The sequence below is a fragment of the Pyrinomonas methylaliphatogenes genome (genome assembly GCF_000820845.2).
Taxonomy (GTDB): Bacteria; Acidobacteriota; Blastocatellia; order Pyrinomonadales; family Pyrinomonadaceae; genus Pyrinomonas; species Pyrinomonas methylaliphatogenes.
On sequence record NZ_CBXV010000003.1, the window covers coordinates 1 to 24,458 of the forward strand.

Genomic DNA, 24,458 nt, shown 5'->3' on the forward strand with positions numbered 1-24,458 from the left:
ATAGGCCTGCCCGACATCTTCAAACCCATCTCTATCCAGCGCCGCGTTGCATTCAGTCACGCTCACTTTGCAATAGCAATCATAGTAACAATAACAGGCATCTTCGCTAACGGGATAGCATGTGTATTCGTCGGCGACTACGGTGGTACAGAGCGCAAGCGCCGAAATATTCGCTAGAGCGATGGCCAACACGATTGTAAGAAGCGCGATCGATCCACGTTTCCACAGCATTGCCTTTCATCCCCCCAAGCATAAAGATCTGACCGTGCCGGAGTTTAAAAAAAAAGAATCGAAGTCAAGCCCTCCGTTAGATGTTTTCGGACCGGTGTGTTATTCTTTATCCTGATCCGTACTTTTAAACTTTTAAAGCGTACATTGCGAGATTGCGTTCAAGGGGCAAGGGCGCTTTAGGATGCGCCGTCATTGATCTCTTTCGTCGCCGAGGAATTTGCCTGGGATGAGATAGTTGCGTATGTAGTCGGCGACCGCCTCTTTGAGCGGCGTGATGGGTTTCGTATAGCCGGTCTGACGAAGGCGGGTGATATCGGCCTGCGTGTGGTACTGGTAACGGTCCCGTATTTCAGCGGGCATCTCGACGTATTCGATGCGCGGTTCCATCTCGAGCGCCGCAAAGACCGCCTCGGCCAGCTCGCGCCATGTATGCATGTGGCCCGATCCGATGTTGAACAATCCGCTGGCCGGATTTTCGATGAAGTGGAGCGTCATCTCGGCGGCGTCCTTGACGTAGAGAAAATCGCGCCCGAATTCACCGTCGCGGTAGTCTGGGTGGTGGCTCTTGAAGAGTTTGATCGTGCCCGTCTCGCGCGCTTGCGTGAAGGCTTTGTTGACGAGGCTGCGCATCTCGCCCTTGTGATTTTCGTTCGGACCGAAGACGTTGAAATACTTCAGCCCGACGATGCGCGCAAATAGACCGCAACGATGCGCATGGAGATCGAAGAGGTGTTTCGAGTAGCCGTAGATGTTGAGCGGGCGGAGCCTCTCCAAATTCTCTGTGCCATCTTCCATTCCGGCTGAGCCGTCGCCGTAGGTCGCCGCCGACGAAGCGTAGATGAAACGGACGCCGTGGGCCACCGCCCAATGGGCCAGTTCTTTGGTGAACTCGTAGTTGTTGCGCATCATGTAGCGCGCATCGCGCTCGGTGGTCGAAGAGCAAGCGCCCATGTGAAGCAGGAAGCGCGTCGCGCTGAAGCTCTGCGGCGCTCGCTCCACACGTTGCAGGAAGTCGTCGGCGTCCAAATAGTCTTGGAACTTAAGCGGCGCGAGGTTCTTCCACTTGTCCGACTGGTCCAACCGATCAACGATGAGGATGTCGGTCTCGCCCATCCGGTTGAGCTTCCAGACGAGCGCGCTGCCGATGAACCCAGCTCCGCCCGTGACGATGAAACGGTGCGACGAAACCATTTGACGATCCCCTGAAGGGATTACGCCCCGACTGCGAGCCTATCACCAGCCAAGGACGTAGGCGAAGATGAGCGGCGCGACGATGGTCGCGTCCGACTCGATGACGAACTTAGGCGTATCGACCGCCAGCTTGCCCCACGTGATCTTCTCGTTCGGGACGGCGCCTGAATACGAACCATAGCTCGTCGTCGAATCTGAGATCTGGCAGAAGTAGGCCCAGACGGGGACGTTCTCGCGGCGTAGGTCTTGGTGGAGCATCGGGACGACGCAGATCGGGAAATCGCCGGCGATGCCGCCGCCGATCTGAAAGAATCCGATGGGCGCTTCGGCTGAAGCGCGCGTGTACCAGTCGGCCAACTCGATCATGTACTCGATGCCGGTGCGCACCGTATGGACCTGTTTGATGTCGCCCGCGATGCAGTGGGCGGCGTACATGTTGCCCATGGTCGAATCTTCCCAGCCTGGGACGAAGATCGGAAGCTCACGTTCCATCGCCGCATAGACCCATGAATCTTTCGGATCTATCTGATAGAACTCTTCGAGCGCGCCCGAACGCAGGATGCGGTACATGAATTGGTGGGGGAAGTAGCGCTCGCCCGCTTGATCGGCGCGCGTCCACTCGTCGAGCAGCGCGCCTTCGAGTCGTCGCATGGCTTCCATCTCCGGGATGCACGTATCGGTGACGCGGTTCATGTGGCGTTCGAGCAGCGCGCGTTCGTCTTCGGGCGTCAGATCGCGCCAGTTAGGAACGCGCTCATAGAAATTGTGGGCCACCAGATTGAAGAGATCTTCTTCGAGGTTAGCTCCCGTGCACGAGATGGCATGAACTTTGTCTTGGCGGATCATCTCGGCCAAGCTCAAACCGAGTTCCGCCGTGCTCATCGCGCCGGCCAAAGTGAGAAACATCTTGCCGCCCGCTTCGAGATGACGACGATAAGCCTCGGCTGCGTCCACGAGTGTGGCGGCATTGAAGTGTCTGAAATGGTGTTTAATGAAAGAGGAGATCGGTCCGTCAGACATCTCAATTCCCTCGGTTTCGAAACCCAAAGATTTAAGTGCGAGTCGCAAACCGTCGTTTATCTCAAAAATCTCGGTTAAACTCAAGCGTGCCGAGAGGATCGTAAACCGAAAACTCAAACGGCGTGTCTATGCGGATCTCCCTCGTTTGGATCGATATCCGGCGGCCAAGCGAGTTCGATCCCGGAGCGCATGAGGAGCTTTTGGAAATCGGCCAGGCGCGGCCCGAAATCGCGCACTGCGCGCGGCGCGAGATTGCGCTCGAGACAGAAAGCAACCAGCAGGCCGGCAGCCTCGCCGATGTTCCACTCGACCGGATGAAGCCTATAACAACCGTTCGTGATGTGCGTCGTGCCGATGTTCTTGCAGGCTGGAAGCAAGTTCTCCACGCGCACGGGCAGCAGCGCGCCGAGCGGGATTTGAAACGGTAGACTTTCGATGTCCAAATAGTTATCGCCACCACACGTCGGATGGAGATCTATGCGGTAATAGCCGATGCCGACGGAATCCTCGAACTGTTCGGCGCGGTTATCGCGCGGGCGTAATGCGGCTGAGACGTGCTGTTCGCAGACGGTAAATTCGGCGCATATGCGGCGCGATTCGCGAATGTAGGGCGCCTTTGCCAGCCCATCCGAGGTATAACCCACCACATCAGCCCGCAGTTTGAGTTCGGGGAAACCGTAGCCGCCAGTTGGGCGCGGCGCTTCCGTCTGCAGCCAATAAAGGAAAGAGAGGCTCTGTTCTCTGGCGCGCTCAATATGCCGCCTTCTCTCTTCTTCGTCGGCGCATGTGATGTCGCCTTCGAGATAATCGAGCATCGGAACGTTCATGAGCGTGATGTCGCTCGGCATGAATCCGCGCTGAAAGTTCTTACGGTCCAAAATCCGGCGATAGGTCCACAGGCCGGAGAAAGCGCGTCCCGTTTCGCCTTCCGGATCGAAGTGATAGGTTTGCGGTTGAAGTGTGCGCGGGTTGGAAATGGTCCAAGAGAAGAGCTTGCCCGGCCAAGCGGGGGTGAGTTTGGGTTCATAGTCGCGCCAGAATTCATAGTTGATTGGCTTTTCAATGGTATGATCTTCACCCGGATGGTAACTGAGCGCAAAGCAGACGGAGAAAGCTTGGACGTTGCGCGGTTCAGGTCGATCTTTCGCATTGGGTTCGCCTGTTTGAGCGCGACTTTCCGCGCCCGTGACGAATTCGGTGCCGGTGAGTGGCAGAAGATCGCCGAGTTCGGTTGCGTCGAGGAAGTAGCGAGCCGAAATGGTCTTTTCAGCGCCCGACCGCAGATCGCGCAGCTTGATGGCGCGCACCCGATCCCCAGCCGTGTCAGCCGCGATGGCTTTATGCTCGCGAAGGATGATCAACCGACCGCTGCTCGTCAACGGAGCGAACAGCGCTTCTAGAATGAAGAGCGCGGCTTTGGGCTCATGACATAATGGTGAGACCCAGCCGGTGCCCGGATTGAAGAACGGATCGCTCTTCGCCTGTGGCGTTAGCGGATAGAACTTCCGGTAGTAGGCGCGCACGCCTTCGCGGAGACGGCGGTAACTCCTCGTGCAGCCCATGCGCTCTATCCATCCGTGCTCATCCGGTGGGACCGCTTGGCTCGTCAGTTGTCCGCCCAGCCAATCGGTCTCTTCCGTAAGGATCACTTTGAACCCAGCTTGTGATGCGGCTAGCGCCGCCGCACAGCCGCCCAAGCTTCCGCCTACGATCAGAACGTCAGCCCTCAGTTCCTTCATCAAATCATCGCCCGCGCGGAAGAGTCCGCAGAAGGTGAAGAGGCGAAAGAATAGCACAATTGCTGGCGAAACCAAGATGGGAGCCGGCGATCGATCGCGCGGCTAAGCATCTTGGAGCAGATAGTTGTATGACCAACGTCATGGTATCATGACCCATCATTCGGCAATGAAGGGCCGTGCGCGGCAGAAAGGTTTAAGCTAGAGTCCTCACCTGCGCCAGGCGTGCTTACTCGAAGCAGGGCTCGCGCTGCCTTAAGGCTTCCGCTGCTGGTCCAAAATCTGGTCTCGCGTGAGGTAGGCTTTAAGCGACTTTGGAGAGTGGAGGAAAAAGTGCAATGCGCGCAATGATCCTCGCCGCCGGATATGGAACCCGCCTGTGGCCTTTGACTGCGGATCGCGCTAAACCTGCCGTCCCCATCATGGGACGCCCCTTGATCGGCTATGTCGCCGAATACCTGTCGCGCTTTTCGTGCCGTGAAGTTGTGGTGAACCTACATCACAGACCCGAATCGGTGCGCGCCGCCCTCGGGGACGGAAGCCGTTTCGGAGTGCGCGTCCATTACGTCGAAGAACCGGAGATCTTGGGGACGAGCGGCGCGTTGGATAACGCGCGCAAGGTTCTAGGAGCAGACTTCTTCGCCGAAACCTTCGTCGTCATCAACGGCAAGATCGTGACCGATATTGACCTTGAAGCCGCTTTGAGAACGCATCGCGAGCAGGGCGCGCTCGCGACGCTCATCTTGCGCCGCAACGTTGAAGGCGAACGTTATAGCGTCGTCGTCGTCGAAGATGGCTTGATCAAAGGTTTCGGCGGTTTCCCTTCGCCCGAGCGAGATGGAGCGACGGATGGGCGAAATCTTCCTCAGGCGCCATTGATGTTTACGGGGATTCAAATTCTCGAACCGCGCATCTTCGATTATATCCCGCAAGGCATCTTCTCCCATTCGACGACCGACGTTTACCCGCAAGCGATCGCATCTGGCGAAAGGATAGTGGCGCACATAGCGGAAGGAATGTGGCACGAGCTTTCGACTATCAAGCGCTATCTTGAGACCAACCTTCGCTTGATGGCGCGGGAAGGGAAGAGCGTGGGATTGTGTCCGGGAGCGATCGTTGAAGACGGCGCGGACGTCAGCGAGGCCGTTCTGTGGGAAGGCGCGCGCGTTGAGAGGGGAGCGCGCGTGCGGCGCGCGGTGCTCGGCGCTGGAGTGCGCGTGCCCGCTGGATGTGAGATCGAGAACGCGGCGGTGGTGCGCGCCGATCTGGTCCGCGCCGCGAACCCGCCGCAGAAGGCGACGCTAGGAGAGTTTCATGGCGGGAACTTTATCGTTCGGTTATAACGCTTGCGTTACAAGCGAACTCTAATCTTCTTATCAACGTGACTCGTCGGAACTCTTCTATCTCTTCCGGCTTAACGTCGGCGAACTTTTTATCAACATGACCCCTAGATCACAAACCGAGCAGCGCGCTCTATCTACGCGCTGCCCGGAAGCGGTACCCTCTCTTGCGCTTGAGGATTATCGGCTTGAGATTCACACTCTTCCGAACGCCGCCACTCCGCCCTGAGCCATGGCGCGCAGGCGCGCGATGCGCTCCTCGGTCGGCGGGTGCGTGCTGAAGAGCTTCTGCAGCGTCGCGCCGGTGAATGGACGAACGATGAACATGTGCGATGCCGCCGGATTGACCGGCAACGGGATGCGGCGCGAGTAAGCCTCGAGCTTTTCGAGCGCCGAGGCGAGCGCTTCCGGATCGCGCACGATCTCCGCGCCGGTGCGATCGGCGCCGAATTCGCGCGAGCGCGAGATCGCCAGTTGAATGAGCGTCGCCGCGATGGGCGCGAGGATCAGCATCAGCAATGCGCCGAGCACGCCAGCGGTGCCGTTGTCGCGCTCGTCGTTTCGCCCGTAGCCGCCGAAGATCATCGCCCACTGGCCCATCTGCGCGATCAGCGTGATGGCTCCCGCAAGAGTGGCGGCGATGGCGCTGATTAAAATGTCTCGATTACGCACATGGCCCAGTTCGTGGGCGATCACGGCTGCGAGTTCGCGCTGATTCAAAATGCGCATGATGCCGGTCGTGACGGCGACGACGGCATGTTGCGGGTTGCGCCCCGTGGCGAAAGCGTTCGGCGCGTCGGCTTCGATGATCGCGACGCGCGGTTTGGGTAGCCCCGCCTCGCGAGCAAGCTCAGCCACCAGGCGATGAAGCTCCGGCGCTTCCCGCTCGGAGACTTCGTGCGCACCGGCCATGTGCAACGCGATCTGATCGGAGAACCAGTAACTGCCGAAATTCATCAGGATGGCGAAGATGAAGCCGATGACCATGCCCGATTGGCCGCCGATGGCACCGCCGATCAAAATGAACAGCGCCGTCAATACGCCGAGCAGGATGACCGTTTTCAGTCCGCTCATGCTTCGCATGATCTTCCTCCCCTCACATAGTTTGATGATCGGACAGACGCGCAAGCTGCCAGAGTCGGTCTTAGTCAAACCTCTCTCTCCCCAGAAAGCGCTCGCGCACGTATTCGACCGTATCGTGCAGCGTTTCCGTCGGATCGCGCGGCGCAAAGCTAAGCTCGCGCTCTGCCTTGCCGGGATTCACATACCAGAAATATTCCGCCATCTCGATGGCAACGGGGTCAAGCGGGGGGCTAAGCTTCCAGTGGCGATAGAGGGCGTGAATGGCTTGCGCGCCCGCGATCGCGAATTTCGACGGAAGCGTAAAGCGCGGGCCACCTCTTTTGGTCAATCTCTCCAATCTTCCGAGGAGCTCACGAAAAGTCCAGTTGACGGCACCGAGCAGATATCGCTCGCCGTGTTTGCCGCGTTCTAGCGCATTGATGAACGCTTGGGCCGCGTCGCGTGCGTCAACGAAGCTCAAACCGCCGGATGGCACGGTCATGATGCGGCCAGCGAGAAAATCCAAGATGAACTTCGTCGAACTCAATCGCTCATCGCCCGGGCCGAGCAGCAGGCTCGGATTGAGGATGACGAGTTTGCGCCCATCTCCATCGAATCGTTCGAGCGCGACGCGCTCTTGATAGTATTTGCTCGCGTAGTAAGGCCAGCGCGTGATGATCTTGAGCGGTGGCGGATAGGTTTCGTCCGGTATCTCATCGCCATCTTCCGTCACCGCGATGGTGCCGCTCGTCGAGGCTAAGATGATCGCTTGCGTTCCAGCTTCACGCGCGGCATCGCACAACAGGCGTGTGCCATCGACGTGTAGTTGATACATGCGGTGCGCATCTTCCGCTTCGCGCGAGACGAGACCGGCGAGATGATAGATCGCGCTCACATCTTTGACGGCCCGCGCCACCGCTTCAGGCGACGTGATTGAACCTTGGATCACTTCCACGCCGAAATCGCTGAGCCATTCAGGCGCAGTCGTCGAAAGGACGCGCAGATTGCGCTCGCCCGAGGAGATGAGCGCGCGCAGCAGATGCGAGCCCAAAAAACCTGTGCCGCCCGTTATTAGAATCTTTCGCAGGCGACGTCGCGATGGATTCTTGCTGGTCTCTTGAAGAGACCGGCCCTTGCGTTTTTGCTTCGTTTCCGTTTTTCGCCCGGAATTGCCCATAGTTTTCGATCAGGAGAAGATGACGGACGATGTGCGAGAGGAGATCGCGTGCCCTTCGTCTCAAAGATGAGCTTCAATCGCCGCTCGCCGCGAGGCGTTCGAGCGTTTCAGCCTCCCTTTCCGTCGCGCGCGTCGTGCGCCGTTCGGTCCGCCACTTCTGTCGCAATGCCGTCGGATCGAAAGCATGGCGCGTCCCGTCGCGCAAGTTCTCGATCTCATGGCGCACAAGCGCGGCGATCAAACGATAGGCTTCGGCGCGCGGCATCCCTTGTGTAAGTTCTTCCAGCTCTTCGATCGGCAAGAAGCGCCCGATGCGCGCGCCAACATCACGGCTGCGCAGCATGGTCGCGCCTTTCGGAAAGGCTTCATATGTGCCCCAGATGTAAACCGGCAGGATGCCGACGCGACAGGTCAGCGCCAGGTAACCGATGACAGGCTTGAATTCGTTCATCTGACCCGTCAGCGAGCGCGTCCCTTCGGGAAAGATGAGCGCGTTGTAGCCTTGCTCAAGATATGCCCGCGCGTAGCGCAGAGACTTGCGCAGATTCCCGGTCCGCTCCATTGGCACGAGATTGGTGAAGTTCTCCATGTAGGCGCGTTTGTACTTGTTGTCGAAGAAATAATCGGCGGCAGCGAGCGCGACCAGATCGCGCCCCGCATCGCCGAGCGCCATCTTCACGAGACCCATGTCGAGATGCGAAGTGTGGTTGGCCGCGACGAGGAAATTGGTGTGAACCGGGATGTTGGCGCGCCCCTCGTAGCGTGTGTTCAAGACGACTTCGTAGAAGGCGCGCTGCACGAGGTCCAGCCCCTTGTTGCCGATGGCGCGCACGATCGCTGGCACGCGAATCTCTTCTTCGTCGTCGCGCGCTCGCTCGTCTTCATCGCGCCGGCCATGACGTTTCACCTGATCGGGCGGCGTGACGCGGCTCAGCAGCTCGCGAAGATCGCGCACTTCGGTCAAAGTGTCTGGCGAGCGAAGGTGCGCGCCCGCTTGCTCGATCGCCGACGCTAGTTCGACGTACATCAAGCTGTCGAACCCGAGATCGCTCAGGCGCGTGTCGAGCGTGATGTTGGCACGCGATCTGTTCGCCACCTGCGCGACGATCTCGATCAGCCAATCTGCTTCGGCTTCGCGTCCATTGCGCGCGCTCGCCAAGGCGCGCGTGCCCTCTTCGAGCGTCTGGAGCAACTGGACCACCTCGCGCCGCTTGACTTTGCGCGTCGCTGTGCGCGGCAGCTCTCCGTCCCAGAAGTGCAGGACCTTGACGCGCTTGAAGAAGGGCAGCGCCGCCGACACTTCGCGGAAGTGATCGTCTATCTTTTGGCGCACCTCTTCGCGCGAGAGCGAGATGTCGTACTCGTAGTTGGGAACGACGACGCACGCGACCTTCTCCGCATGACCATCGGGCAGCCCGACGACGCTCAGTTCCTTGATGTAGGGCGAATTGCCGTACAGCTCTTCGATCTCGTCCGGATAGACGTTCTTGCCGTTGGTATCGACGATGACATCTTTGGAGCGCCCGACGATATAGAGGTTGCCATCAGCATCCATGCGCCCGAGGTCGCCCGTGTGCAGCCAGCGATCGACGATGGTGCGTCTGGTGGCCTCTTCGTCGCCGAAGTAGCCGACCATGACGTTGGGCCCGCGCGCGATGATCTCGCCGACGCCGCTGGCGTCGGGATCGGCGATGCGCACTTCGACGCCCGGAAGCGGGCGCCCGACGCTCCCCGCCAGTAGACGATTCTGCGGGCGCACGACCGTCAGAACAGGCGCGGCTTCGGTCAAACCGTAGCCTTCGAGGATCGTGAAGCCCAATCCGTGTAGATCGCGCGCGACGCGCTCGTTCAAAGCGGCGCCGCCGCTGATCAGGTAACGGATGCGCCCGCCCATGCCTTCATGGATCGGGTAGAAGATGAGGTGGCCCAGATTGATGGGCGCGCGGTTGCGCAACCAACCGTTCAGCTTGATCAATAGATCGGATGCGCGCTCGACCCATTCGCCGCCTTCGCGCAGGCGGTTCTTGATGCGACGATGGAGCATCTCCCAGAGCGCCGGCACGCCGACCATGCCCGTCACGTGACCGTTCTTGATCGCGCGCGCGAGCGCTTCGCCCGTCATCTCCGGCAGATATGTGATCTGCGCGCCGCGGCTGAGCGGCGCGAGAAAACCGGCAGAGAACTCGAACGTGTGATGGAGCGGCAGGACCGAAAGCACGCCGTCGCGCGTTGACATGTCGATGATGGAAGTGAGCATCGAAACCATGTGCGTGAAGTTCCGATGCGAGAGCATGACGCCTTTGGGGCGGCCCGTGGTGCCCGAAGTGAAGATGAGCGAGGCGATCGTATTGGCCGGAACGCGCGCTGGAAGGAGCGACGTCCTTTCGGCTTCCGTCCGCTCGTCGGGCAGCGCGAAGACCTCATCGAAGGTCCAGACTTGCGCCCGCTCCAATCCAGCTTCGCGCAATCGTGTGCGCAGCTCAGGATGCTCTTCGTCCACCTTCTCGCTGATGATGATGCCAGCGGCTTCAGCGGCGCGAGCGAAGTTGACTATCTCATCCGTCGAACTTTGCGGATCGACGGGCACGCACGTCGCGCCGGCCTTCAGAACGCCGAAGTAGCTCATGCCCCACTCGGGCGCGTTCTGGCTGACGAGCAGCACGCGATCGCCAGGCTGGATGCCATGTGCGGCCAAAAAGCCCGCCGCGCGCGTCGCCAGTTCGTGTAGATCGGCGTATGTGTACTGCTCTTCGCGCCCATCGCGCTCGATGCGCATCGCGACGCGCGTCGCGTGCCGTTTGGTCGTCGTCTCGAAAAGCTCGATGAGGTCGCGGTAAGTATAGACCCGCTTGGGTTGCGCGCGCATATCCTCTTCGAGTTTCGGGAAGACCCACTTCTTGAGACCCGGAAAGTGGATGTTCATCCAGTAGTCGTACCAATCGAGCCGCTCCGGATACCACGGCAAGAGCTTCTGTTCGTCTTTGCGTATGCGCGCGAAAAGGGAGCGCACGTTGTCGGCGCGGAAGATGTAGGCATTTTCGACCATGAAGGGGCGGAACAGCTCGAAGGCTTCGCGCGTTTCGCGCGTCACGCGCTCGATGTGGTCCACGCGCTCTTTCGCTCGGTCGATGATGTCGGTCAGCCGCCCGCCGCCCCAGCGCGGTCGTGCCCAATCAAGAAACGACGAGACGCGCTTGGCCGCCTCGTTGATCATCGGCGTTGAGGTGCGGTCGAAGCGCGCCGGACTGACGGGCACAGCCTCCATGCGTCCGGCGATCTCGTTGATGAGCTTGAAGCCGGTCTCCTTCTCCTTGAAGTGTTTGCGTTTGTAGAGACCAAGAAGGCCGACGATGCGCCGAAGTTCGTTCGGGTTGCTGTCGCCTGTTGCTGCTTGGTAGACGAGGCGTGGTTCCGTTATGCAGGCTTCCGCCGCCGCGGCGAGCATAACGCTGGCGACGAAATCGACGGGCGTGATGTCGAGCACGAGATCCTCTTTGACCGGGATCTGCGTCTGTCCTTTGAGCGAGATGAAGATGAGCGGCGCAGTGGTCGTGAAGCCTTCGTTCCAACCGGGGAACGGGTATTCGACCGAAGATTCGACGATGCTCGGACGGACGATGGTGCGGACGATGCCGGTCTCGGCGGCGACGAGTTGTTCGCCCAAGCTCTTCGTGTAAGTGTAAATGTTGGGCCAGCCCCAGAAACGCGCGCGCTCGATGCCGAGTTCGGTCAAACGATTGCGCGTCCACACCTTGCGTTCGCGCGCGATGGCCAAGCTCAAGGCTTCCGGATCGTCCGGATCGCGCCCCTCTTCGATCAGACGCTCGCGCGCCAGTTCGCGAAAACGCGCCTGCATCATCGCATCTTTGGCCTCTTCGCGGACGCGCTCGGCGAGCCGTTCGCAGTCGCGTATCTCTTGCTCGGGCGAAAACTCAACGTCGGGCATCTCCTCGCGGCGCGGAAAATAGCCGACCACGGGATCGCTCTCCCAAACCGGACCGGAGCGGTTGCCCGCGACGAAGCAGGTCGAAACGTGCAGAAGCGCCGGACGGCGCATCCGTTTGGCGAAAGAGATGACGTTCTGCGTGCCGACGACGTTGGTCCGAAGCGCGCTCTCCAGCGTCGGATTAAACGTGACGTTGCCAGCGCTGTTGATGATGATGTCTATGTCATCGGCGATCGCTTGCGCCTCTTCTTCCGTGAACCCGAGATTAGGCTCGCCGATGTCTCCGCCGACGATGCGCACCTTGTCGTTGATGAAACCTTCGAGCGCGCCACCCAATCGTTCGCGCAGCGGATCGAAGGGGGGCGACGGCAGGATGTGGTTCCAGAAACGGGCTTCGGATTCGGCTTGCGACCGGGCTCGTACTGTGACGTACACGCGCCCGATGTTCGGAAAGCGATAGAGCAGCATGCTCAGCGTCACTTTGCCGAGAAAGCCCGTTCCGCCGATGAAGAAGATACGCCGTCCGTTGTAAATTTCCGTCGGAGATAGTTTCATGGTCTCACTAAAACCTCGACACGAGCGATCGTCGGCACGTCATTCATCATGTGAAAGTATATTGCTCAAGTGTCCAAGGCTCTCACCGAAACGATCGCCACTTGCGATTACGCCTTTAAACGATAACCAGGCCGATGTCAAACTCAGTTGCGCCCAATCCTCATGCCAATCCCGGCGATGAAATCGCGCACAGTTTTCATTCGACTTCGCACACGGCGATCAAAGGTTGATGGAGCATGGTGATCTCTGCCGACCGGCCCATATAGCTCCTCGCCATGGCGATCGCCTCTTGCAGATTGTCGGCTCGCTCCCAGCCGAGGATTTCGGGAACATGCGCGTTCTCCGCCCCGGCGACGATCACGCGCCCGACATGCTGACGCCCGTTCTCGCCCCAGTACCACATGAAGAACGGATGCGCGCCGTGATAGGCGTGGCCGCGCCGGTACATCTGAATGTAACTCGGATTTTCGGCGAACTCGCGTTCGTACTTCTCGCGCAAGGTGAACGCATCGCGCGTTTCCGGCAATAGACGATTGAAAAATTCGATGTAGCTCGGATGAAACTCGTGATCGAATTCGTCGTAGCACGGATGATGGAGTATGAGCACGCCGCCTTTTTTCAACAATGGCTTCCCGCGATACATGTTGTGAAAATAGCCGAGACCCATCACCTGCACGAGCAGCGGGTTTAAGATCGAGTTGACGTTGTAGGGCGAGATGTGCGGGATGCCGGTGATCAGGATGTCGCACTGCCCATTGATGGGGATCGAATATTGCTCGAAATTCTTCTGGAGGATCTTCTCATGAACCGGTTCGGTGCGCCCAGCGTAACAGGCGATCATCTCGTACTGGGCCGGTATCGAGTGAAGCAATTTCCTTTTGGCAGCGCGCGGCATTTTGCTCATGGCGAAACGCACGGCCTCGAACTTCATGCGATCGAACGACGTGAAGTCGTCTTCGTTCTTCAGCAGAAAGTCCATCTGCCCCGTGTACATGCGATTGTTCAGCGCCGTCTCGATGTGAAAGACGTTGAGCGTGCGATCGACGAGTTTGCCAAGTCGCGTCACCTTGTGGTTGAGCGCCGAACGTTGCGGATCGAAGTAGCTATCCGAATCGCGTATGGTCTGCGGCTCGTGATGCGCGCGCAGCGATTCGTAATCGCACAATCCGACGGCCACCGATTTATGACCGCCGTCCATCGGCACGAGATTGATGTTGACGTAGATCAGCAGATCGCTCTCAGCCGCGCGTCGATTGATGCGCAAAGGTTCTTTGTGTTGAGTCTCGCCGATGAAGACGAGACCATCAGGATCTTCGGCGTCGTGGTTGTAGTAGCGGTCCGGATAGAACTCGTCGAAGATCTTCGCCCCGACCATGCGCTTCATCTCGGCAGGCGTCATCTTGCGATGAAGCGAGTTGGCGATGATGATGTGAATATCTGTGACGCCGTGGCTAGCAAGCATGTCGAGCAGTATTTCGAGCACCGTTTGACGCACGTCGGGCGTCGCCATCGGCGGCAGCGGCAGCGAGATATCGTCCAGCGCGATGGTGACGCGCATGCCGGGTTCGAGCTGCGCGTAGAGCGGATCGCAATCGAGCGGGTGGTTGATCGCGTAGCGGATGGCCGCTTCGCGGTTGGGCAGCCCCTTGATCGGCGGTTTCGGGTAGATGACGCGCGTGCCGACGGGCAGATCTTCGAGCAGGAAATCCTCGCCCGACGGAATGATGCGCGGCGCGCTGTCGCGATCTATGTAGACGACTGATTCGTGTAGTTTACGTCTGAGCGCAAGTGCCATAAGGTTCTTCTTAAATTCCCCTCAAGTTCCGCAGATATTACCAGTGATGGGCGTCAAAAGCGAAAAGCGCAATTCCCGAAGAGTTCCAAAAAACGGAAGCGCAGATCGACTGCCGAGATGCTCGGGCGATCTGCGCCAGACCGACTATCTCAAATCGAGAATGGGCCAGTGGTGATGAAGCGCCGTTTGACGCAAACGGAAATCGGGATTGACGGCTGCCGGGTGGCCCACCACCGACAGCATCGGTAGATCGCTGATCGAATCGCTGTAAGCATAAGAATCGTTCAGATTGATCCCTTCGCGCTCGGCATATTCGCGAATCCACGAAGCCTTGGTCGCCGAAGCGAGCACGGGCGGAAGCAGGCGCCCCGTCGCGACGCCGTTGACAAATTCCAGGTGGTTGGCGACGTAATCGTCGATGCCGAGATACTTCATCAATGGCGCGACCGAAATGTCAAGCGCGCCGGTGACGACCACTTGCCGCAATCCGAGCTGGCGCGATTTGGCGATCAATTCAAATGCGCCCGGATAGACGGCAGGTTTTAAGACTTTTTCGAAAAGCTCATCGGCGAAGAAACGCAACCGGTCCTCGGTTTCGCCACGATAGCGTTTGAAAAAGAGCGTGTTAAAGACCTGCCTACTGTACTGGTCAGTGATGGCGAAGAGCGGAATGCTCAGCAACGTCGCTGCGCTCTTCTTGAAACTTCGCCACAGGCCCGGTTGGTTGCGCGCGTAGAAGCCGAGCGTGTGGACGAGGTTCGTTCTGACCAGAGTCCCCTCAAGGTCGTAAAAAGCCGCAGCTCGCAAAATCGCTCCTCCAAACGATGGCCGAAAGTCGAGTTGGGCGGCAGACGCGCCCTGGTTTAGTGTAGGTCGGAAAATATTAGCGCAATTCGCGTTGTTTATGAAGTAGCGAATGGCCCCCGTCAGCCATCGGTTGGGGGATGAGAGCCGTCAATGCGCGCTCGGGGATGATCTCGATTCCAGACGCAGCTTGATCTCGCGCTCGGCAAAACGCGCCGCATCGGCGATGCGCGCATCGGTCGCGGAGAGGAACGGTTCGATCCGCTTGAGGGTTTCGGCGTCACCGATCCGCGCCAGCACTTCGAGCAGGCGAATCTGCGTCTTATCGTTGACGCGCGAGAGGATAGGATAGAGCGGTTCGGGTGATTCGAGTTCGATCAGGTAGGCATAGGCTTGATTGTGGCGCGGCGAGTCGAGCGCGCGCACGATCGCGTAGAGGTTTTCGCTCTTCCCCATTCGATAAAGCGCCCAATCGAGCGCCAATTGCACGCGCTTGTTCTTCTCTTGCAAGCGATACCCTTCGACGAGCTTCCTTTTATTGATTGCGCGCAGACGCGCCAGTTCTTCCGCAGCCCGTTGACGCACGAGCGCATCCTTATTGGTCAGCCTCTGCACCGCAACGGCGGCGCGTTCTTCCGCGCTCCCCGCGTAGAGGGTGAGATCCTGCGCGCGGGCGTTGGCGGCGGCCACGACCGCCGTCAAAAAGAGGAGCATCATTCGATACGTCATGGCCCAGCCTCCTTCCCGGTTTGCGCTTGAGAGCGGCGCAGCGCGCCGGAGTTCAGATCCAGCTCGTCCTCTTTGATGACCTCGACGTTGGGGAAGCGTTTCTTCAGATCGTCGAGAAAGGAGCGCGCGTTCCCGACGATGACGATGTTGGCTTCGCTGGCATTCAACCGCTCGCGCGTGAATCGTTGCACATCGTCGGCGGTGATAGCTTGGATGTTGCGGATGTAGTCGTTTATCTCGTCGAGTCGCAACCCATAAAGCGCAAGCGAGGCGACCTGGGCGACCAACCCGCCGGTCGTCTCGATGGTGCGCGCGAAATTGCCGATCAGCGCCGCTTTGCGCGGCGTCAGTTCGGCATCTGGAAGATTGTCGGTAGCCAGTCTCTCAAGTTCCGTGATCATCAGCGCCGCGACTTCATCTGCCGTCTCGTTTCTCGTTTGTGCCGAAGCGATGAACGGTCCGACATCGCGCCGCACATCGAGCGCGCTGCTGGCGCCGTAGCTCAAGCCGCGGCGGATGCGAATCTCCTGATTGAGACGTGATGAAAACCCGCCCCCTAGAACCGAATTAGCGACGAGGCCGCGGAAATAGTCCGCATCCGTGCGCTTTATCCCGGCGCGCACCAAGATCACGGCGGCTTGCCCCGCATCCGGTTTGTCGATCACGACGATGCGCGATTTAGCGGGCAACCGCGCGCTCGACGTCGAAGAGGTTAAGGGTTGGGCCGGGCGCGCCCAATCGCCGAAGAAGCGTTCGGCGAGGGCGAAGGCGCCTTCGGGCGAAATCCGCCCGCCGATGACTAGTACCGCATTGTCCGGACGGTAGTAGGTTCGGTGGAAGCGGACGATCGCATCGCGGTCGATCCTTTGAACGGTCTCAAGCGTGCCCGAGATGGGATGGGCATAAGGCGCGTCGCCGAAAAGGACGCGCGACGCAACGAAGCGCGCGAGCGAGCCGGGCTGACGAAGCGCCACTTGAAGCCCGTCGAGCGTTTGTCTTCGCTGCCGCTCGATCTCTTCCTCTTTGAAGACCGGATGGCGGACGACATCGGATAGTATCTCCATCGCCTGCGGTAGGCGCGAAGAGAGCACGTTGATGCTGATGGTCGAAGAGTCCCAACGCGCGCCCGCATCGAGCGATCCGCCGAGCGCTTCGATCGCCTCGGCGATCTCGGGCGCTGAGCGCGTCGTCGTCCCCTTGGCTAGCAGATTAGCCGTCATATCAGCCAAACCGCTGAGTTCGGGCGGGTCGGCTTCCGCGCCGGTTTTGATCATCAACATGGCTGTGACTAACGGCACGCTCTCGGGGCGTGACGCGACGATGACGCGCAGGCCATTGGACAGCGTCTTCTCCACCGGTTTCGGGAACTGGACCGAGCGCGGTGGGCCAGGCGGTGGCGGCGTCTCCTGCTGAGCGCTGAGGCGACGATCGGTTGACGAAAGCGTGAAGAGGAGCATGATGGTTTGGAGAGAAGCTTTGATCTTTCGCGCGCGCGCGCCCATCTGGATGACCTGAAGATCTTTCATCTTTTGCCCTCCGTCTGCGCGTTTGTCGATTCCGCCAGATAGTGGATGATGACGCGGTTTTTATCCGTGAAGTATCTTTGCATGACACGCTGCACATCGGCGGCGCTTACGGCTTGCAGTCGCGCGATGTCCGTGTTGACGCGATTCGGGTCGCCGAGCAGAACGGTCGCTTCGCCGATGGCGAGCGCCTTGCCGTTGTTCGTCTCGCGTTCGCGGAGCAGATCGGCGAGCAATTGGTTCTTCGCTTTCTCAAGTTCCGCGTTCGCGACCGGCGCGCTTCGCATCTTCTCGATCTCAGCTAATAGAGCGCGTTCCGCTTCCGCCGGATCTTTGCCGCTGGCGAGTATGACGCGCAGGACGAACAGGCCATGATCTTCGCGCAGATCGGCATTAGCGTTGATAAATTGCGCGAGTTGTCGTTCATAGACGAGCCTCTGATAGAGGCGCGACGATTCGCCTTCGGCGAGAACCGCTTCGGCGACGCGCAGCGCGAAAGCGTCATCGCTTCGTTGCGGCGGCACGAGATAGGTTACGGCGATAGCCGGAAGCGGGACGTTGGGCGCGTGCTCGATGTACCTCCTCTCTCCGCTCCGCTCCGGCTCACGCGCCGTGACGCGCGGCAGCGGAGCGGCGGGCTTCGGAATACGCCCGAAATATTTGTCGACCCAAGCATCGAGCTGTTTCGGATCGAAGTCGCCGACGACGACGAGCGTCGCGTTATCGGGTCGGTAGTAGGTCGCGTGGAAACGGCGCACGTCTTCGAGCGTCGCCGCGTTCAGCTCTTCGATATTGCCGATCCCCGGACGGCGGTAAGGGTGGACCATGAACGAGCGTTGTTCGATGAGCAGGTTGAGTTTGCCGTAAGGCGGCGCGACGTAGCTTTGCATGAACTCCTCTTTGACCACTTCGCGCTCGGATCTGAAGCTCTCGTCGTTAACGTTGAGCGAGGCGAGGCGATCGGCTTCGGCCCAAAGCAACGTCTCTAGGTAATTTGACGGGACGACTTCGAAATAGACGGTGACGTCATCGGCGGTGAAAGCGTTGTTGAATCCGCCGACGTCTTCCGTCAACCGATCCATCATCTCGTCCTTCATGTTCTTCGTGCTTTTGAACATCATGTGCTCGAACAGGTGGGCGAAACCGCTGCGCCCCTCGGGATCGTCTTTCGAGCCAACGTGGTACCAGACTTGAATGGCGACCGTCGGACTCGAGTGGTCCTCGACGCTGACGACGCGCAATCCGTTCGCCAGCGTGCGCAGACGGTAATCGATCTTCGGAACGTTGTCGGTCTCAAGATCGTTTCGTCGCGGCATCGGTTCGCTGAACGCTTGGTAGCTGAGCATCATGCTGAGGAGCAGAGAGAACGGCAGCTTGACGAAGCGCATCGGTGACCGGATTCTCCTCTCAATGGTTCTTTGCCGATTTGGATGCGCGATTTCCGCGCCGGTGTTGTACTTCGAGCGTGCATTGTACGAAGAGCGGGAGCGAAAAGTTGCAGGAAGTTGCGATCCCGTCTTTCGTTTGCTTGGCCGATCGGCTAGAATTTAGCTTGAAAGGCGGTTCGGGGCCGGAGAACCGAAGCTGAAGTTTGTCCGGTTCATCGGCGGAAGTCGAGATGGCAAGTGGTCTGGTCATTCACGTCGAAGCGGGCGGCGCAAGGCTCACGGAGATTCTAACGCAGGATCGCATCAAGATCGGATCGGGGGAGCATTGCGACTTACGACTCCCGCCTTCTCTGGCGCCCTCGGCCACGGGCACGATCCTAGAGATCGCGCGCGCCAACGGACACTACCGCATAGCCGATTACGATCCGACGCTCGACATCAAACATAACGGAGGGCCGCTCGCTTCCGATTCGATCATCAACGATGGCGACGAGCTGAGGATCGGCGATTCGGCTCTCACACTGCATTTCTTCTCTCTGCGCTCGTTACCCCCGGCACTCGCCTCGCGCGATGTACACGTCGCTCCGTTCATCGAACAGGCGGCGTTGGAAGCTGCGGCTACCGAACGTCGTGACGACGCTAAAGTATTCTTGCGCGAGTTCACGCGCGAGTTGATCCGCGAGATCAGTCCCGTCACCAAGCTTCTCATCTTGGCGCTCACGGTCACGTTCATCGGCGGACTGCTCTACTTGGGATTCGCGGCCTATAGGGAGCTGCGCAACAGTCGGCGATTGATCAACGACCAGCAGGCGCGCCTCGTCGAGCTGCAGAAGCAGCTCGAGCAGAACAATCAGCAGATCACGCAACTCGACAGGACAAATCGCGCTTTGCTTAACAGTCAATCGCTGGCGACCAAGGTGTGGAGCGATTATAGCGCCGGCGTCTGTATGATCTACGGTTCCTATGTGCTCGTCGATCCGGTGACGAATCGGCCTCTACGCTCGTCCGGTTCGACTTCCGAAGAGAACGGCAACGGGCAGGATCTGCTTTCGCCGGAAGGCTCAGGCTCCGTCGCAGAGTTCTGGTTTACGGGGACGGGCTTTCACGTCGGCGGCGGTTACGTCCTAACGAATCGGCATGTGGTCCAGCCGTGGAGTTCCGATGAACGGTTGGTATCTTTGCAGGGAACGACCGCCGGGCGGCCCCGCTTGATCAAGTTGCTCGCTTTCTTCCCCAGACGGCAGCAGCCGATCGCTTTGCGCGTGCGTCAAGTTGCGCAGCACGAAGATATCGCCGTATGCAAATTGGACGAAGTGCCGGCCAATCTGCCCGCGTTGCCTCTGGACTTCAGCGCTGATTCGGTGACCGTCGGCAAACCGGTCGTCATGATCGGTTATCCATCCGGGCCTGATCGCTTACTCGCCACGTTGCCTGAAGTCGAGGCGCGGAGCATTCAGATGCGTTATACCTCGCTCGAAGCCTTGCTCGCTTACTTCGCCTCGCGCAATCTGATCACGCCGCTGACGACACAAGGCAACATCACCGATCTGAGCGTGCGGCGTATCGCCTACGACGCGCGCACCGCGGAAGGCGGTTCGGGCGCGCCGGTCTTCGGTCCATCGGGTAAGGTGATCGGGATCAATTTTGCTATCTTCACAGAGAACACGGCATCGAATTTCGCCGTGCCGATCCGTTACGCCAAGCCGCTTCTCGAACGCGCGGGCTGGCATGCGCCGCAAGCAAATTTCAACGCCGTAAGATAGCCGTGGGCCGCTTGCGCCGGGGCGATCGAAAGAGCGAAAGGCGCGGCGCGCGCTTTGACTACGGACTCGTTCACAAGTTAACCTTGCCGCTTTTGATGATCCGGTTGGATTTCTCGGATTGAGGAGATGCGACCCTAGCCTTGTTCGTTCCAGCGACCAGTGCCATAGCGATCGGCGAACGCCAAGCGCGACGCGAGGGATATACGATCGGTCGCGCGCTCGTCATTTCGTTGCTCGTCCTGATCGCGCTCGGCGGATTCATGCTGCGCGCGTATCGATTGAGCGCCGAAGGTTTAAGCGAGGACGAACTCAACAAACTGCGCGCGGTCGAAGAGTATCGACGCTGGGGAATCACTTCAGTCAACGGCGAGCACCCGATGTTGATGAAGGGGATCTTGACTTTCAGCGTGATCCTCGCGGAGCGTTGGAATCGCACGCAAACGGTCCAAGCCCATCCTTCGCTGAAGATCCCAACCGAATCGGCGCTTCGTCTGCCCGGAAGCATCCTCGGCGCCCTTTCGGCGCCATTGATCTTCATCCTCACCGCGGAGCTTTTCGGTTCTGGTCCAGCCTTGATCGCCGCCGCGCTGTGGGCTTTTGATCCGACGGCTATCGGGTTCAATCGCATCGCCAAGGAAGATACCTTCTTCCTCTTCTTTTTCCTCTTGGCGAATATCTTCTGGTTAAGAGGGCAACGCGCGGCCGAGACGCAAACGCGCGATCCTGAACCGTTCTATTGGGCGACCGCCGCCGCTTTCGGCGCCATGCTCGCTTCGAAATATATCCCGCACTTTCTGGCGGTGAGCGCCGGGTATTATCATGCTTTCCAAGAATTGCCGGAAACTCGTTGGCGTTTGGGGAAGCGTCGTTGGTTGCTCTTCTTCATCGTGCTGGGAGGCGTCTTTCTGCTGTGCAATCCGGCGATCCTCTTACCCGACACGTGGCGCGAGATGCGCACGTTCGCCGAGGAAAGTCGCATCGGACACGACGCCTACGAGTTCATGGGCCATCTTTATCACAACCAGATGTCGCTTTGGCTGAAAGGCGTGCCGTGGACCTTCTACTATGTGTTTATCGGCGTAAAGCTTCCCATCCTGACGCTCCTTGCCTTCATCGTCGGTTTGCCGGCGCTTTTCACTAGAAGGCTCGGCGATGGCCGGTTGTTCGTGATCTTCTGGCTCTTCTTCTGGTTCTTCCCGTTCACACTGCTCGGCGGAAAGTTCACCCGCTACTTTACGGTCGCGCTTCCCGCCGTGCTGATCGTCGCCGCTCTAGGAGTGGAAACTGGCGCGCGATCGATCGCGCGCCGCGTCACTTGGTTGGCGAATAGGTCCACCGCTGTCAGTTCGGGCATCGCTCTGGTGGTGATCAGCGCTTCGCTCTCGGCTGCGATCCGCGTCGCGCCCCATTACCGTCTGTTCACGAATGCGCTCGGAGGCGGCATGGAACGGGCGGGGAGCTATTTCCCCCATGATGAATTCTACGATGCGAGCGTGCGCGATGTGGCAGGGTGGATTGCCGTCAATGCGCCGCGCGACGTGATGGTGTTGAGCGAGACTCCGGGATTGATGGCGCATTATCTGTCGCTCGCCGGGCGCGGCGATGTGCGATCGCGCTCTCTTTCTGATCAAGGGGCGGTCGCGCAGCTCAAGGCGGGTGATCTCGTGATCATCGCGCGCGGACGCCGCTATTTCAGCAACGAGGCGATATCCCGATATCTATCGGAAGAAGCGGTCCCGGCGCATACTATAACGCTCGGCGCTGTGCCATCGGCCTACATCTTCGTCATGGAGGAAACGACCTTGCAACGCTTGAAAGGGCTCGGCGGTCCCATTCGGTAAACCTCACTGCTCAGGTCAACCATCTCACGGCTCGCAGCCTTCTAGTCCCCGACGCCCGGTGTGGTTGGTGGAATGTGGTTTGCTTAAGGTTTGTGCTAAATTGTCGCGCATCAGATGGGAGCGGCAAATAGCGCGGTGCAGAGCTAGCGCGACAATTGAAGCTTTTCGCTTGCAGGGTGGCTTATGTTGAGCGTTTTTCGGAGATGTGATCGACAGCGTGCGTTCATCCTTCTCGCGTGTCTCAGCCTTTTCGCTATTTTCGGCGATTCGCCGCATGCTCAAGAGATCTTGCGTGAACCTCAGGGCGAAGGATTGCCCAATCCGTCGTCCGTTTCGCCTTCGAGCTTGAAGTTGCTTGATCCGGTCGAAGATTTGCCGCTGCCCGTCAACTCGACGTTTGATGATGATGCGGCGGGTGAGGGCGCTGCAGATTCTTCGGAAAAGGCCGCGACCGAGGGGAAGAGACTGCGCCTCGAAACGGTGCCGGTCCCGGGAGGGGCGGAACTGCTGACCATCTTCGGACGCGCGCGCGATTCGCACGGGAAGGTGGAGGAGATCCCGCTGGTCAGCGTCTTGCGCGACACCTTGGGCGATGCGGACCCGGATAACGATCGGTTGCGCTACGTCTGGGCGCACACCTATGCTCGGCCCGATATCTTGCAATTGGCGGCAGCAGCAACGCCCTTCCTCTATGCGCGACTGGGGAACACGCATGCGAAACAGACCGTGCCGCGTCCCGTGCTCGATTTAGCCGATCCGGCGCGCCAGACTTGGGACCGCGCCTTTTGGCTCGCTCTCCGTACGCTTTTCCTCGATTCTTACGGCTTCAGCGCGCGCGCGACGGCGCGCACTTTCAAACGCAACGTGGATGACTACAAGCTCGCGCATCAACTGCGCGCTTTGGCTGTGCTCTCGCTTTATGAGCCGAAGGATAAGGCGCTCAGCCCGGTCGAGTTACACGACATTCAAGCCCGTTTGGCGCTCGCTCAGAAACTCTTCGGTGGGATAGTCGACGATATCTATCTGGAACGGGCTTATCAGAAGCAGAACACATATTGGCGCGATGTGCGCGGTCACAACTGGGAGTTGTTGCGGCAACGCGCCGAGGCCGAGGGGTTGTATTTCGAACCGCTGCGAATGCCAGATGGAAGCGAGACGCATGCGATCCTCTGGGTCGCGCGCGAGGATTTGAGAAAGAATCGCGGGCGGAGGTTCGATGGACGCTTTTTGAATATCGCCAACCCTTGGCGTGACGATGATCTGCTTAAGTGGCGTGGGTACACTGAGACGTGGTGCTTCGATCGAGAGAACAGGCGTGTGACTGATGGCGATCCGAGCGTCGCGCGGCGGGCGGAGATGATCCCGCTGGCCGTCTACGGGCTGGACCATCCAAAGATCCCGATCTTGCTGGTAGATCTCCGCGATCGCTTGAACCCTAAACGGCGTGAGATGTCGCGCCGCTCGCTCGATGACGTAGCGCGCAACGTGTTGCAGGTCTCGCGCTTCGGCGATATCTACTATTTTCTGGGCCGCGCCGCATACGATTTCGTCACCGGAAGGCGCGGCATGGACATCAATCAACCGTCACGCTTGCGTTCCTATTCGCAATTAAAACTGCTTCTCGCTTTCGACGCGAGACTTGCGCCGCAATTACGCCACGAGATCGAAGAGCGTTTGGAGAGCGTCTCGCTCAACCCGCTCGATAACGGAGCGGATGCCGAAATCCGCATCGCGCGACAGCAATATGCGGCGCTTCTCGACTACGCGCAACGATCCGACGGTTTAGCTGCCCGACTGGAGAAGGATCGGCGCGCCGAGTTGTCTGCTTTCAGGCACGGGCGGGCCGCCAAAGCGCTCTTCCGGTTAGCCAACATCGCCAGTTTGGGCTTATACAAACATAGCGAGGATGCGCCGGACTTGCGCGCCGAACTCGATGGGGCGCGCCGTTTGGCTTATCATCGAAGGTTCTTGCGCGAGGTGGCCTCTTCGACGCCGCGCGTCGAAGTCGTTTGGCGCATCGAGGACGTTCGCCGTTCCCTCAGCTACATCGCCGATCATGGGGCGAAAGCTGATGGGGAGACGGCGCGCGCCGTAGCGCGCATCTTCAATGGGACTGAAGATGAAATTGCGCGCGCGCTTTCTCTGCGTTGCCTTTACCGCATCAACAACGAGACGGCGAAGAATGAGCTTCTGAAGATCTATCGTAATGGCCAGACGGAAGAGCGCTGGCGCATCTTGACGGCGCAATATCTGATCGCCGCGATGCGTGAGCGACAGAGCATCTCGTCGTCCGATGCGCGTGCGGTGATGACGATGCTTCAACTGGCGCCGTGAAATCTGTCGGTAGCGCGGCGGGG

The 24,458-nt window shown here is 59.4% G+C and carries 16 protein-coding genes; 4 read left to right on the forward strand and 12 right to left on the reverse strand.

All coding sequences use genetic code 11. From position 1 onward, the window contains the following. The 4 genes from PYK22_RS17905 to PYK22_RS03585 form a co-directional block, all read right to left on the reverse strand. Nucleotides 1-231, reverse strand: a 231-nt coding sequence (locus PYK22_RS17905; protein ID WP_041974588.1) for a hypothetical protein, incomplete at its 3' end; no start/stop codon positions are given. A 189-nt stretch (nucleotides 232-420) separates the two neighbouring features. Continuing rightward, entirely contained in the window at nucleotides 421-1,422 is a 1,002-nt protein-coding gene (gene rfaD, locus PYK22_RS03575; protein ID WP_041974590.1) for an ADP-glyceromanno-heptose 6-epimerase, read from the reverse strand. Between the two features lie 42 nt (nucleotides 1,423-1,464). Continuing rightward, nucleotides 1,465-2,442: a deoxyhypusine synthase family protein gene (locus tag PYK22_RS03580; RefSeq protein ID WP_041974848.1), complete on the reverse strand. Its 978-nt coding sequence runs from the start codon at nucleotides 2,440-2,442 to the stop codon at nucleotides 1,465-1,467. 113 nt (nucleotides 2,443-2,555) lie between these two features. Next, nucleotides 2,556-4,181 (reverse strand): FAD-dependent oxidoreductase, encoded by a 1,626-nt coding sequence (locus PYK22_RS03585; RefSeq protein WP_083437602.1) that lies wholly within the window; start codon nucleotides 4,179-4,181, stop codon nucleotides 2,556-2,558. A gap of 335 nt (nucleotides 4,182-4,516) precedes the next feature. On the opposite strand from PYK22_RS03585, the gene PYK22_RS16330 reads away from it, so the two are divergent. Next, entirely contained in the window at nucleotides 4,517-5,521 is a 1,005-nt protein-coding gene (locus PYK22_RS16330) for a sugar phosphate nucleotidyltransferase (protein WP_083437576.1), read from the forward strand. A gap of 192 nt (nucleotides 5,522-5,713) precedes the next feature. On the opposite strand, the gene htpX is transcribed toward PYK22_RS16330, so the two are convergent. From htpX to PYK22_RS03630, 8 genes are all read right to left on the reverse strand, one after another. Continuing rightward, nucleotides 5,714-6,601, reverse strand: coding sequence for a zinc metalloprotease HtpX (gene htpX, locus PYK22_RS03595; protein WP_041974854.1), 888 nt, complete (start codon nucleotides 6,599-6,601; stop codon nucleotides 5,714-5,716). A 61-nt stretch (nucleotides 6,602-6,662) separates the two neighbouring features. Continuing rightward, nucleotides 6,663-7,757 (reverse strand): NAD-dependent epimerase/dehydratase family protein, encoded by a 1,095-nt coding sequence (locus PYK22_RS03600; protein ID WP_060635301.1) that lies wholly within the window; start codon nucleotides 7,755-7,757, stop codon nucleotides 6,663-6,665. A 73-nt stretch (nucleotides 7,758-7,830) separates the two neighbouring features. Next, nucleotides 7,831-12,258, reverse strand: a complete 4,428-nt coding sequence (locus tag PYK22_RS03605; RefSeq protein WP_041974592.1) for an AMP-binding protein — start codon at nucleotides 12,256-12,258, stop codon at nucleotides 7,831-7,833. A 196-nt stretch (nucleotides 12,259-12,454) separates the two neighbouring features. After that, complete coding sequence (locus PYK22_RS03610; RefSeq protein WP_041974594.1) at nucleotides 12,455-14,053, reverse strand: lactate racemase domain-containing protein; 1,599 nt, start codon at nucleotides 14,051-14,053, stop codon at nucleotides 12,455-12,457. A gap of 144 nt (nucleotides 14,054-14,197) precedes the next feature. Continuing rightward, complete coding sequence (locus PYK22_RS03615; protein ID WP_211197603.1) at nucleotides 14,198-14,860, reverse strand: HAD family hydrolase; 663 nt, start codon at nucleotides 14,858-14,860, stop codon at nucleotides 14,198-14,200. A 147-nt stretch (nucleotides 14,861-15,007) separates the two neighbouring features. Beyond that, nucleotides 15,008-15,586, reverse strand: coding sequence for a hypothetical protein (locus tag PYK22_RS03620; RefSeq protein WP_157770646.1), 579 nt, complete (start codon nucleotides 15,584-15,586; stop codon nucleotides 15,008-15,010). Next, nucleotides 15,583-17,112 carry a M16 family metallopeptidase gene (locus tag PYK22_RS03625; RefSeq protein ID WP_060635302.1) on the reverse strand — a complete coding sequence of 510 codons (1,530 nt, stop codon included), beginning with the start codon at nucleotides 17,110-17,112 and terminating at the stop codon, nucleotides 15,583-15,585. Before PYK22_RS03625 ends, PYK22_RS03620 begins: the two co-directional genes overlap by 4 nt. Continuing rightward, entirely contained in the window at nucleotides 17,109-18,497 is a 1,389-nt protein-coding gene (locus PYK22_RS03630) for a M16 family metallopeptidase (RefSeq protein ID WP_041974600.1), read from the reverse strand. The genes PYK22_RS03625 and PYK22_RS03630 overlap by 4 nt, the downstream gene beginning before the upstream one ends. Before the next feature lie 230 nt (nucleotides 18,498-18,727). Between PYK22_RS03630 and PYK22_RS03635 the strand changes: the two genes are divergently transcribed. The 3 genes from PYK22_RS03635 to PYK22_RS03645 all read left to right on the forward strand — a co-directional run bounded on the left by PYK22_RS03635 (nucleotide 18,728) and on the right by PYK22_RS03645 (nucleotide 24,435). Further along, complete coding sequence (locus PYK22_RS03635; protein WP_157770647.1) at nucleotides 18,728-20,260, forward strand: trypsin-like peptidase domain-containing protein; 1,533 nt, start codon at nucleotides 18,728-18,730, stop codon at nucleotides 20,258-20,260. A gap of 140 nt (nucleotides 20,261-20,400) precedes the next feature. Continuing rightward, nucleotides 20,401-22,101, forward strand: a complete 1,701-nt coding sequence (locus PYK22_RS03640; RefSeq protein WP_041974604.1) for a glycosyltransferase family 39 protein — start codon at nucleotides 20,401-20,403, stop codon at nucleotides 22,099-22,101. Nucleotides 22,102-22,284: 183 nt separating this feature from the next. Then, nucleotides 22,285-24,435 (forward strand): hypothetical protein, encoded by a 2,151-nt coding sequence (locus PYK22_RS03645; protein ID WP_041974606.1) that lies wholly within the window; start codon nucleotides 22,285-22,287, stop codon nucleotides 24,433-24,435. Nucleotides 24,436-24,458 lie beyond the last annotated feature (23 nt).

What these genes read in the sequence shown, in the direction of transcription:
- htpX (WP_041974854.1), bottom strand. Translation starts at nt 6,601, where the DNA reads ATGCGAAGCATGAGCGGACTGAAAACGGTCATCCTGCTCGGCGTATTG.
- PYK22_RS03605 (WP_041974592.1), bottom strand. Translation starts at nt 12,258, where the DNA reads ATGAAACTATCTCCGACGGAAATTTACAACGGACGGCGTATCTTCTTC.
- PYK22_RS03625 (WP_060635302.1), bottom strand. Translation starts at nt 17,112, where the DNA reads ATGAAAGATCTTCAGGTCATCCAGATGGGCGCGCGCGCGCGAAAGATC.
- PYK22_RS03620 (WP_157770646.1), bottom strand. Translation starts at nt 15,586, where the DNA reads ATGACGTATCGAATGATGCTCCTCTTTTTGACGGCGGTCGTGGCCGCC.
- PYK22_RS03600 (WP_060635301.1), bottom strand. Translation starts at nt 7,757, where the DNA reads ATGGGCAATTCCGGGCGAAAAACGGAAACGAAGCAAAAACGCAAGGGC.
- rfaD (WP_041974590.1), bottom strand. Translation starts at nt 1,422, where the DNA reads ATGGTTTCGTCGCACCGTTTCATCGTCACGGGCGGAGCTGGGTTCATC.
- PYK22_RS03585 (WP_083437602.1), bottom strand. Translation starts at nt 4,181, where the DNA reads ATGAAGGAACTGAGGGCTGACGTTCTGATCGTAGGCGGAAGCTTGGGC.
- PYK22_RS16330 (WP_083437576.1), top strand. Translation starts at nt 4,517, where the DNA reads ATGCGCGCAATGATCCTCGCCGCCGGATATGGAACCCGCCTGTGGCCT.
- PYK22_RS03645 (WP_041974606.1), top strand. Translation starts at nt 22,285, where the DNA reads ATGTTGAGCGTTTTTCGGAGATGTGATCGACAGCGTGCGTTCATCCTT.
- PYK22_RS03610 (WP_041974594.1), bottom strand. Translation starts at nt 14,053, where the DNA reads ATGGCACTTGCGCTCAGACGTAAACTACACGAATCAGTCGTCTACATA.
- PYK22_RS03580 (WP_041974848.1), bottom strand. Translation starts at nt 2,442, where the DNA reads ATGTCTGACGGACCGATCTCCTCTTTCATTAAACACCATTTCAGACAC.
- PYK22_RS03635 (WP_157770647.1), top strand. Translation starts at nt 18,728, where the DNA reads ATGGCAAGTGGTCTGGTCATTCACGTCGAAGCGGGCGGCGCAAGGCTC.
- PYK22_RS03630 (WP_041974600.1), bottom strand. Translation starts at nt 18,497, where the DNA reads ATGCGCTTCGTCAAGCTGCCGTTCTCTCTGCTCCTCAGCATGATGCTC.